Genomic DNA, 16,834 nt, shown 5'->3' on the forward strand with positions numbered 1-16,834 from the left:
CCTAATTCCCTGGGTAATTCTTCCAGTTATTCAGCGGTAAAATTCTCAGCTCTACGCGGCGGTTGCGTTGCATGCCTGCGTTCGGACGATCGTTCGGGGCTACAGGGCGGAATTCACCGTACCATTCGACCGTTACCCGGCTGGGATCTTTCAAACCATAACTCGTCAAATATTTTTTCACAGCCTGCGTCCGCCGACGGGATAATTTCATGTTGTAGGCGTCAGAAGCCCGGCGGTCGGTGTGACCAACAACCACGATACGGCAATCAGTTGCGTTATTCAAATACGAAATAACATCATTCAGCAGACGTTTGGCTTCGGGTAAAAGCGTCGATTGATCCGTCTTGAATTCTACGTTACCGAAAATCTGCGTACAAACGTCTTTCGGAACCTTAGCGTCCACAAAAGGTTGCAATAATTCCTGAAGATTCATGGCCACACCAGAGCCTGAAACGATGCTATTGGCGGGCGTGTCTGGTTCTTTATCAAATAGATCCGCCACACCATCGCCATCTGAATCAGTATATAGGCGAGGATCCACTTCGCCCGGCATAATGGCCTTTACCCGAGCCAGAGCGGTATCAAGTGTAGGGTTATAAGGTGCTTCAATGAGATCTTTAGGGTCCGTCCAGCGTAAATGATAGACTTTGTCTTTTTCATACGTGCCATCTGATTTTACCCGACCCGCTTTCCGGCCAAATTTATAGGTAACCTCAATTCCCAGGGTCCCGTACGTATCGTTGGCAGATTCTCCCTTACGAAAAGAGGTATTATTAACCGAAGAGAAAACCTGACTGGCTGATGAGTTATCATATCCACCCAAAGTCATATCCAGCTTTTCGGAGAATGTATGGTTGAAGGAGTATCGAATACCTAAATCCAGGTTAGGGGACCATTCATACACCAGGTGAACACCCGTAGGAATCACCAGATCACGGGTATATTTAGAGCCTGAGCCACCCCAGACCCCAGCAGTTTTTGAACTGTTAGGGCCGTTAGAAAACCGAATCTGATCATTGGGTTCGTAGGTAATATTCTCACCCAGTGAGTTAACAAACGACTGGGCATAAATAGAATAGACCCGAGTGTTATAATAGAGGAAACCCACACCCGCAAAAACGTCGAATTTCAGCCGACGAAGTTTACGTGTACCAAAAAGGAGCGATTTAAGGTTCACACTTCCCGTCAAGGCTCCCTGCATAACATCAGAGTTGAAATAACTCGGTACGTAGGAAATGCTGGGGGAAACACTATTGTGATCGGTATAAGTGGTACGATCCTTACTACCACTGAGCTGTCCAATTCCAAATTCAGCGGATACGCCGAAAATGTGCGAAAGCTGTTTATTGACGGAAACGCCCCCATAGAAAGGTACTTTCTCTCCGGGACCTTTAGCGAAGAAATTACCCGTTTGTAAGTCACCGTAAAACTTGCTGATGCCACCATGCACGCTTACCGACCAGGTATTCATTTTGTTGAAACCTTCATAGGAGCGATGCAGCCGTTTACTTTCAGCTTCAGCTAATACTCTCTGCTGGTTTTGCTCTTCCAGAGTCTGAGGAGTCTGGTATTTTTTGTCAGGTGTTTGAGCCATCAGGGGCCGCACCAATAAACTTAAAAGCGTAATCGACAGAAGGGTTCTTTTCATGTGCACATTAAATAGAAAGCGATTCCGGTTGAGGAGAATGCTTGACCAGGAGCTATGAATAGCTTTTGAACAGGTTGAACTCACTTCTTTTTACTAGAAAAAAACAAGCCGATAAGCCGGGTTCTGTCATCTTTGCTGTTACACAAAAACGTCTTATCATTTATCTAGGACGCCAGTCACCCGACGCCTCTAACGACCTACCCACCAGCACCGGACGAGCAGCCCTTCGACCCTTGCGGGTACCGCTGGTTTATTTGGTCTTTCAGCCCGTGAGGTTTGCCCTGCCTACTTTGTCACCAAAGGAGCGGTAGGCTCTTACCCTACCTTTTCACCCTTACTCTTCCGAAGAAAAGCGGTATCTTTTCTGTGGTACTAGCTGTCAGTTAACCGTCGCCAGTTAACTGCCTACCTGTTAGGTAGCACGGTGCTCTACGCTGCCCGGACTTTCCTCTTCCTTCGGTTAAAAAGGAAGCGATAAGATGGCTTGCTGCCTACAAAGGTAAGCAGTGAGTGGTTAGTTTTCAGTTTTCGATTTCCAGTTTTCCGTTAATTTCAGTAGTACGCTGTTCTAGTAACCACAGAGTTACTCAGAGTTAAAGGAGCGAAAATGTATGGTATTACCTGAAAATGACCACGGAAAACAATCCACTGATCACTAAACTAAAGTCCGTCGACATGCAATTGGACTTTTCCTTTTGCAAACACTACGGCGTATATCGATCCCGAAGTCAGGTACACCTGATCGGGGGTAATGGACTCAATTTTACCCGTTAGGGTTACTCCTTTGGCTACCTGATTTTTCGTTAATAAAGCCTGAATTTGCTTCTGAGCTTCTACGATGGGTTCGCCAACGGGAAAAGTTAAAGCTGACTGTAACGTTTTCCGCAAACGACTTTGCAATAACCAGTTCGCCGTCTTAAAGAGGAAACTACGCGTCTCCAGATCGTAATCCATGTCTCGCAAAGTAACCGATTTGCTTACTGGATCATAATAAGGAATACCCTTAAAATAGATAAATCCATCAATGCTTCCTTTCAAGCCAGCCCGAATGGCTAATGCATTAGCATCTCCATAAAGCTTAATGGAAGTTACTTCCACGGAATAGTTACCATACGTAAACTTCTGTCCCACGACGGTGTCTGATACCATTCGTTCAGCTTCGGCGTGGGTGAGTTCACTAACTAAACCAATTTTAAACTCATCGGTTGCCTGAGTCGCCAATTTTAAATCTGGAACCTGAGTGACGTTCTGAATAACAGGCTTTTCACCAAAGGCGGTCTCAGTATAGGTCTGAATACCGATGGTCGATTGAATCGTCTTGCCCACCGTCCGCAGGGGTGACATCTGAATGGAAACCGGTGTTATTTTTAACCAGGTTCTGTATTTTTCGGATACCTGGTAGGGTTGTAAAGCCGCATTCCAGGCCTGAATGACGTATTTTTTTACTTCAATATTCTTCGCAACTGCATCATCAATACCTTTCTCAAGCGAAGATTTTTTTGAATTCAGAGCCTTTTCTACCAATCCTGCGACCGGAATGGAAAGGGGACCGAGTTTTAAAACGGGCTTGGTCACCCAGTCATACCCCTCCAGTTTGGTGGTCGTATGGGCATCCCAGTTGGGAGCAATCATAAACCGCGTCGACAAACGAACGTCAATCTCGAAATTAAGCTCTTTTTCGGTAGATAATCCCAAAACGCTATAACGGGTTTTAATCCAGATTTTTAGCGGAACCTTCAGATTCAAAGAACTTTCATTCGCGACGCTGGCTCCGGGTGTAACCAGGATACGGCCTCGTTTCCAGACCCGAGCCATGAGATCATCCTGATCTTCGTAACTCAGGTCTTCATAAATCAAATCTGTTAAATTGGTATTAATCTGACGTTCTACTTCCAGTAACGAAATGTCAACGGGAAGATTAATAGTTGAGAGGTATCGACGACTTTCCACTTGTTTCTTCGTGTAGAGATACGATTCCTTGGGGGCTGGCGGATTGCTGGACACCGAACGTTTCGGTTGACAGCCCCCGAGCGAAATCAAAAAAAGGAATCCAATTGCCGCCCAAAAACCACTGGAAAAAGGAAAACGGCACTGATAATGATGCATTACTTAGGGAATTCGGAATGATGGAATAATGAATATGATAGGAGTACGAATGAATCAATACATTTATTCCCTAAAAGATTTTACCAGCAGTAAATTTTTGAATTTTCAGTTGTCGGTTTACCGTTTTCAGTTGGGTAAAGGTGCGATGCATTGCGTGTAAAATGCTGTTGTCGTGGCTGCACGCTCTTTCGGATTTGTAATCTGAAAGCGATCTGTTTGGGATTTATAATCCAGAACAACGTAGGAAAGAATCAGCCACGACGAACCTACTTTTATCTTGTATTGAAAACTGAAAACAGTAAATGGGAAACTATTTAATTTTCACCCGGGTAGCTCCATATCCAAACTTCTCTTTCTGAGCATCAGAGAAAAACGCTACGTGGGGGTGACGACCCAGTTTGCGGTGAATCTCCGTGCGAAGAGTCCCATTACCAACGCCATGAATGAAAATTATTTCGTCCAGACCGTGAGCAACGGCGTTTTCCAGGGCGGTATTAAACGTTTTCATCTGAAGCTCCAGCATTTCGGCATTATCCATCGCCAGGAAATGACGGGTTAACTTTTCAATGTGCAGATCAACCGTAGTTTCGGGTTTTTCGAGTACCGGCTTTACTTCTTCCACTTTCTTCTCTGTCAGACTTTCTTTCAGTTTTTCGGGCTGAATATTTTCTTCATCCAGTTGAAATAAGTGTCCGACCTGGTCAAGTACGGGAATCCGCTGCTTCGTTTTAAAGAAAGTCCCTGCCCGGAAACGGATTTTCTTTTCCAGGGGCGGCCGTACCTGCATAAAGGCTAGGCGAGAGAACAAAGCCTGAACGGTAAATACGCCCCAGCTTTCAAAATCCTTTACCTGCCAGTCGCCCGTTTTCTGGCTGCTGCGAGCTTTCAGAATGCCTGATCCCAGGCTTTTGAAATGAGGTTCAGAACCATTGATAACTGAGAAAGGAACGTCCCAATCCGTATTATTAACGATATACATCGTCATTTCCCGGTCATTTACGGGAATAAAAGCCAGGTATAAGCCTTTGTTGGCGACAACTTCCGAATGACGAGGCTTAATCGCATCCGTATTTTGAGCAGGAACGGTCCGGAACCGGTTTTTCTCTTCTGGTGAAATCAGCGATACTTCCCGCTTTTGCACGGGAATCCGGAAACCGGCTTCAATTTCTACTTCTACCAAATCTCCCGCCAGGAATTTAGTAATAATGCCTTCTTCGCGGCCATGCACCAACCGAACTCGATCTCCAATATTCATAGTAATTCGTAGTATTCACTTGAAACAGCAAAGGTAAGGGGTTTTGAGCGGCCGCCGCTGCGGTTTTGAGTTTTGAGCGACCGTCGCTACGGTTTTGAGTTTTGAGTTTTGAGTTTTGAGTTTTGAGTTTTGAGTTTTGAGTTTTGAGTTTTGAAAAGAGAAAACCCATAAAGGTAGGGGAGTTGTTTGAAAATGGAGACCCTAACCCCGGAGGGGTTGAACCTGAATAGCCCCGGATGATAATCCGGGGTAACCAGTCTGGACATTTCTGCCACCCTGACTGGTGTCTTCACCAGCCCTTACTAAAAGCATAGAGGTTGGTGAGGACACCAACCAGGGCGGAAACCTATAAAGGTAGGGAAGGGGTTTGAAAAGGGAGACTTTAACCCCGGAGGGGTTTAATATGGATAGCCCCAGGCTGGATAGCCCCAGATGACAATCCGGGGTAACCAGTCTGGACATTTCTGCCACCCTAGCTGGTGTCTTCACCAGCCATCCATATAAAGCATAGTGGTTGGTGTCCTCACCAACCAGGGTGATGGAATCATAACTTGGCCGACCCTAACGATCCGTCACTGATCACTATACACCAACCATGGCGGATGGATGACGAGCTGGGGAGAATGCCGGGGTTGGTGTTACAAAAACAGAGAAAGAGAAACCCGTAATGGCGTTTTAAAAAGGCAAGTAATAACCCCGTGGGAATCAAACCTGAATAGCCCCGGGTCATCCAGAAATTTTAATTAATGACATTTGAGTACAGGGATAGTCTGGCCTGCACGTTAGGGAGTTTTAATCAAATAAGAGATGAAAATCCATTCACAATCAAGGAGAAATCTACGTCTTTGCTGGTGGATTTTCTTTTCGGGACGAAGGGTAAATCGTAAACAGAAAACAGAAAACTGCTAACTCCAAACTGAATTCTAATTTTGTGCGGTTAATTTTGTTACTTGTACTTCAAACACTTTTATTAGTTATGCCTTTATTAGAAGGAAAAGTTGCCCTGATTACGGGAGCTTCCCGGGGAATTGGCCGGGCCATTGCCACACGCTTCGCTCAGGAAGGTGCTTCCGTAGCCTTTACTTATCTGTCGAGTGTAGAAAAAGGTCAGGCTCTTGAAGCAGAATTGGCCGCTCTAGGCGTTAAAGCCAAGGGATACCGTTCAGATGCTTCTGATTTCAAGGCGGCGGAAGAACTCGTTGCACAGGTTGTGGCTGATTTCGGAACGCTGGATGTGCTGGTTAACAACGCTGGTATTACGAAAGATGGTCTGTTGATGCGGATGACGGAGGAGGCTTGGGACGAAGTAATCCGGGTGAACCTAAAGTCAGTATTTAATCTGACGAAAGCGGCTACTCGCACCATGATGAAAGCCAAGAGCGGTTCAATCATCAACCTGACGTCTATCGTTGGCGTTCGTGGAAATGCAGGGCAGGCTAACTACGCGGCTTCTAAAGCGGGAATCATTGGTTTTACGAAATCAGTTGCCCTGGAATTAGCGAGCCGTAACGTTCGCTCCAATGCCATTGCTCCCGGTTTCATCGTTACCGAAATGACGGGTGAAGTAAACGAGAAAGCCGTAGAAGAATGGATGAACTCAATCCCTATGAAACGCGGTGGCGAGCCTGAAGAAGTGGCCGACGCCTGCGTATTCCTGGGTTCTGATATGTCAAAATATATTACAGGTCAAACGATCCACGTAAACGGTGGTTTATTGACCTAGGAAATGTGTTTGGGAGTTAATAGGTTTTGAGTTTTGGGTTATTAGTTAAAAGTAGATAAAGGCTGCCACCACGTCTTGTACTGATAACTCAAAACCCAAAACTCGAAACTCAAAACCCCAAACCCAAAACGCTAACCCATTTGAACTTCGTTTTTCAGTCGTCGCCGTGGTGGATTCCGTTATGCCTTTTGGTGGGTGGACTCTACGCTTTTCTTCTTTATCAACCCAAGTCTTCCTGGAGTAAACCTGCTAATCTGGCTTTAGCCGGGCTTCGGTTCGTAGTAGTGTCTACGCTATGTTTGTTATTGCTCAATGTATTACTGAGGCAAACGGAAGTTAGTATAGAAAAGAAAACGGTGGTTCTGGCTCTGGATAATTCCGCTTCGGTAGGAAAACTGGGCGAAAATCTGAAGGCAGGACTGAAAAAGCTGAGTGAATCTTTACAGGATAAGGGTTATACCGTCGCCCTGCAAACCCTACGAGAAACGCCTGTTTCAACGTTGGACTCTGTGCAATTTACCCAAAAATCGACGGATCTTTCCGGCTTATTGAGTCATGTCAAAACCAATCTCGAAGGCCGAAACGTGACGGACGTAGTGCTGCTTTCAGACGGCATTATTAATCGCGGAGCTTCACCGACTTTCAATTCTTATCCCTTTCCCATTCATGCCTTGGCGGTAGGAGATACGACTCCAAAACGCGACGTCAATCTGAAATCTCTTTCGGCCAATCAGATTGCTTATCTGGGAAATCAGTTTCCGTTACAAGCCGATGTAGTAGCGGATGGGTATGCCGGAAAAACGGCGACCGTTCTCCTTCGGAAAGGCGGGCAAACCTTAAGCCAGCAAACCGTTCGCTTTGATAAAGAAAATGCTTTAGCGACGGTTAATTTCACAACTCAGGCTTCGGCCAAAGGCATTCAGCACTTGACGGTTGAAGTACTGCCATTACCCGGTGAATTCAATACTCGGAATAACCGAAAAGACGTTTACATCGAAGTCATTGATGGTCGGCAAAAGATATTAGTAGTGGCTTCTGCTCCGCACCCGGACATTAAAGCCATTCGTAGTATTATTGAAAAAAATGACAATTTTGAATTTGATTTTCAGATTGTTAACCCCAGTTCTCCGGCTCAGCCTTCTGACAAAAAATATGATTTAATAATCTTTCATCAGCAACCGGATGCCTTTAATTCGGCTGGACCGTATATCAAAAGATTACTGGATACGGGTGTTCCAGCTTTCTGGATTGTGGCCAGTCAAACGGGTACAACGCCCTTAAATAATGCTCAGCAGATTGCTCAGATTCAGTCGCAACCGGGACAGGTGGATAAGGTAACCGGATTCTACAACCGTAATTTTACCCGATTGAATCTGAACCCTGAAACGATGGAGTTACTGCGTCGGCTCCCACCTATGACGGTGCCTTTTGGGGAAGTGAAGCCGTTGGCCAATTCGGAAGTCGTACTGTATCAGAAAAAGAATAACATCGAGACCACGAAACCTCTCTTAGTATTGAATACGGGGGCTAAACGCGGGGCAATATTACTGGGAGAAGGGCTATGGGAATGGCGTTTGGAGGAGTATCGGTTAACCGAAAAACAGGAAGCCGTAGATGATCTTTTTACGAAAATTATTCAGTTTTTATCAGCAAAAGACGATAAGCGAAAATTGCGGGTATATCCCACGCAGCATCAGTTCCAGATTGAAGATAGAGTGTCCTTGGAAACTGAAATTTATAACGATCTCTACGAGCGAATTTACGGTCCGGAAGTAGCCCTAAGTGTAACGGATGAAAAAGGACAGACTCGCAAGTATACCTATGTTTCTTCTGCCAGTCGATTTGAAATCAGTAACTTACCCGTTGGGGTTTACAAATATACGGCAACGGCAAAAGTGTTGGGCAAAGACGAAACGGCTTCGGGTGAATTTATCATTCGGGATGAACAACTGGAGCTAGCCAATACCACCGCTGACTATAATGGCTTACGCCAGTTGAGCCAGCAGACGGGTGGACAGTTTTTTACGGCTAGTCAACTAGATAACCTTGAAAAAGCATTAGTAAGCCGCGATTTACCCGATAAACTTACCAGTACGGAAGACCTCCGTGAACCCATTAACTTACGCTGGATTTTCTTCATTCTTATTACGCTGTTGGCTTTGGAATGGGGCGTTCGGAAATACCTTGGGAGTTATTAGGGGTGGGTTTGAGATTATTTGTTTATAAATACTTGATTCATTCCTTTTCCTAACTTCTAAAAGAGGCCAATTCTGAATAATACGCAGGCACTTGGCTGGGATGTATTTTATTTGCAACTCAGAATGTTTTCTATGCGTATACTTTTCCTAATCCTTTTAGTGACCACATCATCGGTTTTCGGCCAGATTCGGCAGGATCGACTGAATGGATTATTAATCGGGCAGGGGGTAGGTTTCGCCGGAACGATTTATGGTTTGAGTAAGGCTTGGTATAAAAAGCCGCTGAAAAACTTCCATACGTTCAACGACAATCAGGAGTGGTTGCAGATTGACAAGGCCGGCCATGCGTATACCGCTTACCAGATCGCCCGCGTCGGAATGGCGGCTTACCAATGGGCGGGAATGAATAATAAGCAGGCTGCCGTTTCGGGAGCTACCAGCGGAATTACCTTCATGTTACCCATCGAAGTCCTGGATGGGTTTTCGCCCGAATACGGTTTTTCTCTGGGTGACATTGCGGCGAATGTAACGGGCCCGGCCCTATTGGTTGCTCAGCAGTTAAGCTGGGGAGAAGTTCGTTTCACGCCCAAGTGGAGTGTTCACTCCACTAAACTCGCCCGGGAACGTCCAGAATTATTAGGAAGAAGCTGGAATGAAAGCTGGCTGAAAGATTACAATGGGCAAACGTATTGGCTGTCCGTAAATCCTGCTTCTTTTCAGAAACTAGATGATCGTCAGATCCGCTGGCCTAAGCTGATGAACATCGCCGTAGGGTACGGCATTGATAATATGATTTCTGCCGATTACGAGAAAAGTGTGGCGATGGGCCGTCGCCCGGTTCGGCAGTTTTTCATCTCTCCTGACCTGGATTTAACCCGAATTCCTACGCATTCTAACCTTCTCCGCAGTTTGCTTTTTATTGCCAATTGCTTCAAAATCCCGGCTCCAGCGGTAGAATTCCGGGTTTCTAAGGTTCCCCCCAAGTTCAAAATAAAGGTGCATCCGGTTTATTTTTAGTTTTTCAGTTTTGAGCGGCCGCCGCTGCGGTTTTGAGTTTTGAGTTTTGAGTTTTGAGTTTTGAGTTTTGAGTTTTCAGTTTTCAGTTTTCAGTTTTCAGTTTTCAGTTGGAAAGGGAGAACCTGTAAAGTTAGACAAGACGTTTGGAAATGGAAGGTATAACCCCAGCGGGGTTTAATTATCAATAGCCCCGGGTGCAACCCGGGGTGAGATGCAAGGTAGATAAATCCGATCTGGATGGACCCAAGTGATAACCTAGGCAAACGATCCCTGGATCACATCCGGGGATCGTTTAAGTTTAACCCCAGAGGAGTTTTTGTCTACATCTTTCATTCAGAGCGTAGCGAAGGACCTTTCGTCTTTTAAGTAACCCATTCCTTTATATATACAAGACTTTCGTAAACCACAGGTATTTCTCATTCCTGTATGAATTCTCTTATTTCGTCCGAGATAACAGGTTCCACCTTGGCTGGTGTCCTCACCAGCCATTAGAAAAAGCCTATTGGTTGGTGAGGACACCAACCAGGGTGGAAAAATTCTGTTACTTTGTTCGAGAGGACAGGTTAGGTTGTAGGAAGTGAATAAACAACAAAAAAGCCGTTACTAGGCAACGGCTTTTTTGGCAATCTTACAGTGGGTTGGTATGCTTATACGGCCTGAAATTGTTGTTCGTAGGCAGAACGTAGCATCTTCAGGGCTCGGCCCATTTGGGCTTCTACGGTTTTAATCGAGAGGTTTAGTTTTTCTGCAATTTCCCGATACATCAACCCTTCTTCGCGGCTCATGCGGAAAATCAGGCGGCAGCGTTTAGGCAAAGCTGAAATATTGGTTTCAATGAAATTGCTAACAATCTGGTAATCGTACTGATCTGCCAGACGGTCTTCAGACAGAGGCAGCGAATTGGCTACTTCTGGAGTAATTTCGTGTAAATGTAATTCGTGACGGTAATGTTTTAAATAATCGAAAGCCAGGTTACGCACCGAACGGAATAAATAGGACTCAAATGAGGTATGAATTTGCAAACGGGAACGATTCGTCCAGAAGTGCATAAACACGTCCAATACGACTTCTTCAGCCAGCTCAGTGGAGTTCAGAATCTTGGTTGCATAGACCAATAACCGCTTGTGATACCGATGGTACAGGTCGGAGAAAGCGGTAGCGTCGGCATTTTGAATAAAACGTTCGAACAGTTGAGCAGTAGTGACCTTCGATTTTGCCACTGTTGAGCGTAAAGTAGGACGGCGGGACGTGCTGTTCATAGACCTGAGGTTAGTAGATATCACATTCGATTATTCCTGGAAATCTGATTTTTACCGAATCAAATTCTGGCGAAATCATGGAATGATATTAGCGGAGTGATGAACCGTCTACCAAAGGAATATGAAAATATTTTCACGAAACCGTTCCCGAAACCGTTCCCGGAACTATCTTTACTTCAGTTTTTTTTTGGTAAAGTTCAATTTCAATTCAAAAGCCTTTAACAATAGCCCTTTTAATGGGTAGGAAATAAATTGTATTATTTATAGAAAGGCTGCTTTCTCCTATGGCGAATACACCCATCATTACGCTGAAAGAAATTGCCCGCCGATTGGGCTTATCTAAATCGACCGTTTCCCGAGCTTTGCGAGACAGCAGTGAGATTGGAGCCGAAACCAAAAAACGTGTATTGGAACTAGCCCGGGAGCTGAGTTATACGCCTAACCCTATTGCTTTGAGTTTGCAACGAAGTCGTAGCCAGACGATTGGCATTATCGTTCCTGAAATTGCGAATTCGTTTTTTAGCTCAGTTATTAGCGGGATTGAGGATGTGGCGTACCGGATGGGTTATTACATCATGATTTATCAAAGCCATGATTCAGTGGAACGCGAAGTAACCGATGTACGAAACATTCTGGTGCGTCGGGCGGATGGGTTAATCGTTTCTACCGCCAGCCAAATTCGTAATCTGGATCATTTTCATACGTTACAGGAGCAGGGCATACCGGTTGTTTTCTTCGATCGGAAAGTAGAGAACTTCCAAACCCACCAGGTGATTGTCGATGATTTTGACGGAGCTTTTCGGGGTACGGAACACTTGATTGAACAGGGATGCCGAAAACTGGCCTGCTTAACCGGACCTCAGCACTTACCTATTGTGCAACAACGAACGGCGGGCTTTAAAGCTGCTTTACAAAAGCATAATTTACCCATCCGAAGCGAATGGTTGGTGGAAGGGCCCTTTCGGCAAATAAGTGGGAATCAGTTAACGAAGGAGTTATTTTCAGACTTGACAGATCATCCCGACGGAATTCTGGCCGCGAGTACGAGCATCGCTCTGGGTGCCCATTTAGCCATTCGGGAGGTAGGCATGAAAATGCCCGATCAGGTTTCATTGATTGGCTTTTCAGATCCTCCGATTGCTCCCTTGTTAGATCCGCCGCTGAGTTCAGTGGCTCAGCCCGGCTTTGAAATGGGGCAACAGGCCGCGGAATTATTAATCGATTTGATCGAAAAGAAGGGGAAGCCCATTCGTTACCAAACCCGGATTCTACAAACCGACTTGGTGGTCCGGCGATCTTCTCAACGGAGTTAATAAACCAGAAAGGCTCCGACGTTCGAACGTCGGAGCCTTTCTGGTTTATTACGCTATGACTAGTCTTTGAAGAGTGTACTCATCCAGTTCTTCAGCCGTTCAGTCCATTGATCGGGAGTGGTTTTATTATTCATTCCAAACCCATGGCCGCCTTTCGGATAGACGTGTAGCTCGACGGGGACGCCGTTTTTTTCCAGAGCCTGAAAGAAACTGATGGAGTTATTAACCGGAACGGCTTTGTCATCCGCTGCGTGAACCAGAAACGTTGGTGGCGTTTTTGAAGTAATCTGCTTTTCGTTAGAATATTCCGTTTCCAGTTCAGCCGTTGGCTTTTTACCGAGCAAGGCATCGTGTGAACCCATGTGCGTAAAGGATGGGTCCATGGTAATAACGGGGTATAACAAGATCATAAAATCCGGGCGAACCGAAACGTCTGGCCGACCTTTCCAGTTACCCACGGGTTTTTCGAAATGTGTTCCAGCCGTTGACGCTACGTGCCCCCCCGCTGAAAAGCCCATAATTCCAATGCGATCAGGATTAATCCCGAACTCCTTCGCTCGGGAACGTACCAGACGGATGGCTTGCTGGGCATCCATCAAGGGGCCAATCTCATTTACCTCCATCAGGTTCGCCGTAGAAGGAAGTCGATATTTCAATACGAAAGCCGTAACGCCCGCTTCATTGAACATTTTCGCTACGTCAACGCCTTCGTGGTCAATGGCGAGAATGTAGTAACCACCACCGGGACAAATAATAACTGACGTACCATTAGGTTTGGCGGGCTTGTAAACGGTAATGGAAGGTTTCGTTATATTTTTGATTCGATGGAAAGAATCTTTCCCGGACCCTTCCTCAATTTCATCGGTCAGAGAAGCTTTGGGGCCCTGATTCGGAATCGGGCTGAAGTCGTAAAGAGGGATAACCTGTTGAGCCTGCACGTTTAGAAAGAGCATACTGCTTAATAAAACCAACCATGGTTTTTTCATAGGATCAATAGAGATTAAAGTTCTGTTCAAAGCATCTGAAATGAGACGATACTAGGAGGCAATTAACCTTACGAACGCCACTTTTCAAATGATCCTGAATTTATGATTCCTGAAAAACAGGCTCTGCTCGTTTTTTCAATCGCTGCCCCACCGAAATCAGAATGACAGCCGAAATGATAATTCCTGCGGCCAATACTACTTTTAATGACAGAGGTTCGTTAACAAATAAGTAACCTAATAGCAAAGCAACCAGCGGGTTAACATAGTTATAGGTCGCCAGTAACGTGGGGGACGTACGTTGGGATAACCAACTGAATACGGTAAATCCACCGAGCGAACCAAAAATAAGCAGGTATAAAAAGGAATAACAAGTGCTGGCGTTCAAACCCGATGGATTAAAAAGAGGAAACTCACCTGCCACCAAACTTCCCAACAGGGTTACAGTCCCGCCGCCCAACATTTGCATGGCCGAAAGGTAAGCTGCCGAATAAGGTAGCTGAGCTCGCTGAGAAATAACCATCCCCAGGCTCCAGCAAAACGTAGCCGTTAATAACGCGATAATGCCCAATGTGAACTGAGCCGAATCGCCTTCCAGCGAGAATGAATTGAAATCAAGTAATAAACCGACGCCGACGAGCCCGATTAATACGCCCATGATGACCATGGGGCTTGGGATATTTTTTAGCCAGAGCCACTGTAACAGAACCAGCCAGATCGGTACGGCTGCGACAATGAGAGCTGCATAACCCGTAGGAACCCAGGCCAAAGCGATGGTTACACCCCCGTTCCCTACACCCAGCAACAAGGTTCCGATGAGGAGAGAAGTAAGCCAGGCTTTGGAACTCAGACGAACGTTGGGTTCGGTAACTTTTGCCCAAATCATCATAATAATCCCCGCCGAAAAATTTCGAATGCCAGAAGCCATTAGCGGAGGAACGGTTTCAACGAGGTAATGAAGAGCCAAATAGGTACTTCCCCAGGCCAGGTATAAATAAAGTAATCCTGACCAGATTTTCAGAGTAGACGTGTGATTCATAGCATTGAAAAAAGCGAAGCAAAGGTACAGGAATCCACGGGGAGTACGTGTTAGATTGCCCATGAAGCCGCTGAGAAAGCGTATATTTTAAGTCATGCTTAACTTAAAATAGGATTAAAATCGACTTAGAGATTTTGTTAAAAAAAGGCTCCTTGCGTAATTCAAACCCGGTCTGGTAGTGTGACAATTAGTTTTTGATTAGTTGAACGAAGGAAGGGGTTTTCGAAGATGTAGATGAGGCATCAAAAATCAATCATTCGAGATTAAAACAGATTTCTCAATTGACTTTTTCGTCCATAAATCATCAAACCTAGCATCAGGAAACGGCTTTTCTGAGCTTATTACCCTAAGAAGAGAAATAGAGCTTCGGCTCTTCGCGATATACACGATTTTATCAGAGTAGTTTATAGTGGGAAGGTTGAAAAACTCCGCTCGTTTGAGCGGAGTTTTTTCTTTATCAGCAGGCATGAAAAAACAGCTACGATAGTATTTTCAGAAAAACGTACGGGCATTTTACCGCTGTTAAGCTTCTGATGTACCCAAGCGTTTTCAGCTAGAATAGAATCTCCTAGCGTTTGACTCGATGAGCTAAAAACCAGATGCCTAAACCCAGTATCACGACCAAGAATAAAGCTATTCGTAGGGTAGCCGCTTCGGCAATAAAACCAATGAGAGGCGGTCCCATCAGAAATCCGGTGTAACCTACAGTAGAAACCGCCGCCAGAGCAATTCCCGCAGACATGGTTTCGGAGCGACCCGCTTCTGAGTACACCAGGGGAACGACTGCCGCGACCCCAAATCCGATGATTAAGAAACCGATAATAACCGCAATCGGGAAAGATACGCCTACGGCCAGAGCCATGCCGAGAGCAATGCCTAATCCGCTCATTTGCAGCATTTTTCGAATACCATATCGAACCGTTAACCAGTCCCCCATAAACCGGCCCGTAGCCATGGTGATGGTAAAAGCGGTGTAACCCATAGAGGCCACTGCTCCACCACTCTGACGGTAATAAATGGACGACCAGTCGGCCATGGCTCCTTCGGTCAGCATGCAGCAGAACGAAATCAATCCCAGCAGTAATAAAGCACGGTCGGGCAGGACAAACATGGGTGTCTTTTCTGAACTTGTTTGCTCTTTCCGATCCGTACTAATCAATGATCGGTAAGCCAATAAGGCAATTAAAATCGAAAGAGCCATGACTCCCAGAAAATGATAAAAGGGAGTAATGTGCAGAGCCCCCGCAATACCACCCAGAGCAGAACCAGCGAAAGCTCCCAGGCTGAACAAACCATGGCAGGAAGACATGATGGGTTTTCCAAACCCCGCTTCCACACTTACTACTTGCGTGTTTACAGCGATATTGGCTACATCACCAGCGGCTCCGTAGCAGAATAAGGCCAGAGCCAGTTGCCAGCCCGTATCCATAAATCCCAGGAAGGGGAGGATACCCACGTAAAAAATCAATGACCATAAGGTTACCGTCCGACTGCCAATTTTCGTTACCAGCCAACCCGCCGGAGCCAGGGCTACCAGCGAACCCAGCGGCATACCCAATAAAACAGAACCTAACTGCCCCGGACTGAGGTGCATGGCTTGCTGAATGTCGGGAATACGGGCGGCCCAGCTAGCAAAACTCAGCCCCATTAAAAAGAAAAAGGTGCTTACTGATAGGCGAGCTGCCGGGTAATTCAATGGGTCTGTTTGGGTGATTTCAGACGAAACCATAGGGTCGTTTTTATGTCGTAAGGTCTACGCTTCAATGGGAGCAGGTAATAGCAACCGCTCTACTTCACGCCAGGTTTTTACGCGTTGATAACCTTCCAGCGTTTGGTTATGTGGGGCATCAAACAAAATTGGAGTGCCACGGAAGGTATTCAGATTTTTCTCGTGATCGTCGATGAGGTAATCCGCTTCAATCATCCATTTGTGCCCACAGAGGACAATATACCGCCAATCGATGAAAGGAAAATACTCTGCCAGCCAATCCACTTTTTCTTTAAGTGAATTGGGAAACTCAATCGCGGCAGAAACGATGAAAACTTCGTAGTGATCCATCAATCTTTTTACCACCTCCTGAGCATCAGGCATAACCTGCATTCCCCGGAAAAAGCCTGGTTCATGAACCCAGGTTTTAACAGTATCGGCGTGAATATCAACCGCTTCTGCCCAATTAGAGCCTTGCAACAACTCACGGGTAACCGTTTTTCCTACTCGATTAATACAATATTCGATGAAACGTCCAGAAGCATCTGCCAGAACGTCGTCCATGTCAATCAGAATTCGTTTCAT

12 protein-coding genes and 1 other RNA gene are annotated in these 16,834 nt (G+C 45.7%); 4 read left to right on the top strand and 9 right to left on the bottom strand.

Annotated elements, in window-relative coordinates; all coding sequences use genetic code 11:
- Position 1: 1 nt before the first annotated feature.
- The 4 genes from QE390_RS14695 to QE390_RS14710 form a co-directional block, all read right to left on the bottom strand.
- Positions 2-1,648 carry an OmpA family protein gene (locus tag QE390_RS14695; protein WP_307142686.1) on the bottom strand — a complete coding sequence of 549 codons (1,647 nt, stop codon included), beginning with the start codon at positions 1,646-1,648 and terminating at the stop codon, positions 2-4.
- Between the two features lie 96 nt (positions 1,649-1,744).
- Positions 1,745-2,139, bottom strand: an RNA gene (rnpB, locus tag QE390_RS14700) — RNase P RNA component class A.
- Positions 2,140-2,308: 169 nt separating this feature from the next.
- The gene (locus QE390_RS14705) at positions 2,309-3,754 is read right to left on the bottom strand and encodes a DUF4403 family protein (RefSeq protein ID WP_307142687.1); all 1,446 of its coding nucleotides are present in this window, start codon (positions 3,752-3,754) and stop codon (positions 2,309-2,311) included.
- Between the two features lie 310 nt (positions 3,755-4,064).
- A complete protein-coding gene (locus tag QE390_RS14710; protein WP_106637625.1) occupies positions 4,065-5,009 on the bottom strand; it encodes a Smr/MutS family protein in 945 nt (314 codons plus the stop codon).
- A gap of 976 nt (positions 5,010-5,985) precedes the next feature.
- Between QE390_RS14710 and fabG the strand changes: the two genes are divergently transcribed.
- From fabG to QE390_RS14725, 3 genes are all read left to right on the top strand, one after another.
- Positions 5,986-6,732, top strand: a complete 747-nt coding sequence (gene fabG / locus QE390_RS14715) for a 3-oxoacyl-[acyl-carrier-protein] reductase (protein WP_106637626.1) — start codon at positions 5,986-5,988, stop codon at positions 6,730-6,732.
- Positions 6,733-6,872: 140 nt separating this feature from the next.
- Complete coding sequence (locus QE390_RS14720; protein ID WP_307142688.1) at positions 6,873-8,930, top strand: VWA domain-containing protein; 2,058 nt, start codon at positions 6,873-6,875, stop codon at positions 8,928-8,930.
- Positions 8,931-9,062: 132 nt separating this feature from the next.
- Positions 9,063-9,947, top strand: a complete 885-nt coding sequence (locus QE390_RS14725; protein WP_307142689.1) for a DUF2279 domain-containing protein — start codon at positions 9,063-9,065, stop codon at positions 9,945-9,947.
- A gap of 647 nt (positions 9,948-10,594) precedes the next feature.
- On the opposite strand, the gene QE390_RS14730 is transcribed toward QE390_RS14725, so the two are convergent.
- A complete protein-coding gene (locus QE390_RS14730) occupies positions 10,595-11,206 on the bottom strand; it encodes an RNA polymerase sigma-70 factor (protein ID WP_106637629.1) in 612 nt (203 codons plus the stop codon).
- 284 nt (positions 11,207-11,490) lie between these two features.
- Between QE390_RS14730 and QE390_RS14735 the strand changes: the two genes are divergently transcribed.
- On the top strand, positions 11,491-12,519 hold the full coding sequence (locus QE390_RS14735) for a LacI family DNA-binding transcriptional regulator (protein WP_106637630.1): 1,029 nt from the start codon (positions 11,491-11,493) through the stop codon (positions 12,517-12,519).
- 59 nt (positions 12,520-12,578) lie between these two features.
- On the opposite strand, the gene QE390_RS14740 is transcribed toward QE390_RS14735, so the two are convergent.
- The 4 genes from QE390_RS14740 to QE390_RS14755 all read right to left on the bottom strand — a co-directional run bounded on the left by QE390_RS14740 (position 12,579) and on the right by QE390_RS14755 (position 16,834).
- On the bottom strand, positions 12,579-13,505 hold the full coding sequence (locus QE390_RS14740; RefSeq protein ID WP_307142690.1) for an alpha/beta hydrolase: 927 nt from the start codon (positions 13,503-13,505) through the stop codon (positions 12,579-12,581).
- A 100-nt stretch (positions 13,506-13,605) separates the two neighbouring features.
- Positions 13,606-14,541, bottom strand: a complete 936-nt coding sequence (locus QE390_RS14745) for an EamA family transporter (RefSeq protein ID WP_307142691.1) — start codon at positions 14,539-14,541, stop codon at positions 13,606-13,608.
- 568 nt (positions 14,542-15,109) lie between these two features.
- A complete protein-coding gene (locus QE390_RS14750) occupies positions 15,110-16,270 on the bottom strand; it encodes an MFS transporter (RefSeq protein ID WP_106637634.1) in 1,161 nt (386 codons plus the stop codon).
- Positions 16,271-16,294: 24 nt separating this feature from the next.
- Positions 16,295-16,834 carry a 5'(3')-deoxyribonucleotidase gene (locus tag QE390_RS14755; protein ID WP_106637635.1) on the bottom strand — a complete coding sequence of 180 codons (540 nt, stop codon included), beginning with the start codon at positions 16,832-16,834 and terminating at the stop codon, positions 16,295-16,297.

Source organism: Siphonobacter sp. SORGH_AS_1065, assembly GCF_030818595.1.
In the GTDB taxonomy this organism is placed as follows: Bacteria; Bacteroidota; Bacteroidia; order Cytophagales; family Spirosomataceae; genus Siphonobacter.

Coding starts and splice junctions, on each gene's coding strand:
- QE390_RS14695 (WP_307142686.1), bottom strand. CDS start 1,648: ATGAAAAGAACCCTTCTGTCGATTACGCTTTTAAGTTTATTGGTGCGG.
- QE390_RS14705 (WP_307142687.1), bottom strand. CDS start 3,754: ATGCATCATTATCAGTGCCGTTTTCCTTTTTCCAGTGGTTTTTGGGCG.
- QE390_RS14710 (WP_106637625.1), bottom strand. CDS start 5,009: ATGAATATTGGAGATCGAGTTCGGTTGGTGCATGGCCGCGAAGAAGGC.
- fabG (WP_106637626.1), top strand. CDS start 5,986: ATGCCTTTATTAGAAGGAAAAGTTGCCCTGATTACGGGAGCTTCCCGG.
- QE390_RS14725 (WP_307142689.1), top strand. CDS start 9,063: ATGCGTATACTTTTCCTAATCCTTTTAGTGACCACATCATCGGTTTTC.
- QE390_RS14730 (WP_106637629.1), bottom strand. CDS start 11,206: ATGAACAGCACGTCCCGCCGTCCTACTTTACGCTCAACAGTGGCAAAA.
- QE390_RS14735 (WP_106637630.1), top strand. CDS start 11,491: ATGGCGAATACACCCATCATTACGCTGAAAGAAATTGCCCGCCGATTG.
- QE390_RS14740 (WP_307142690.1), bottom strand. CDS start 13,505: ATGAAAAAACCATGGTTGGTTTTATTAAGCAGTATGCTCTTTCTAAAC.
- QE390_RS14745 (WP_307142691.1), bottom strand. CDS start 14,541: ATGAATCACACGTCTACTCTGAAAATCTGGTCAGGATTACTTTATTTA.
- QE390_RS14750 (WP_106637634.1), bottom strand. CDS start 16,270: ATGGTTTCGTCTGAAATCACCCAAACAGACCCATTGAATTACCCGGCA.
- QE390_RS14755 (WP_106637635.1), bottom strand. CDS start 16,834: ATGAAACGAATTCTGATTGACATGGACGACGTTCTGGCAGATGCTTCT.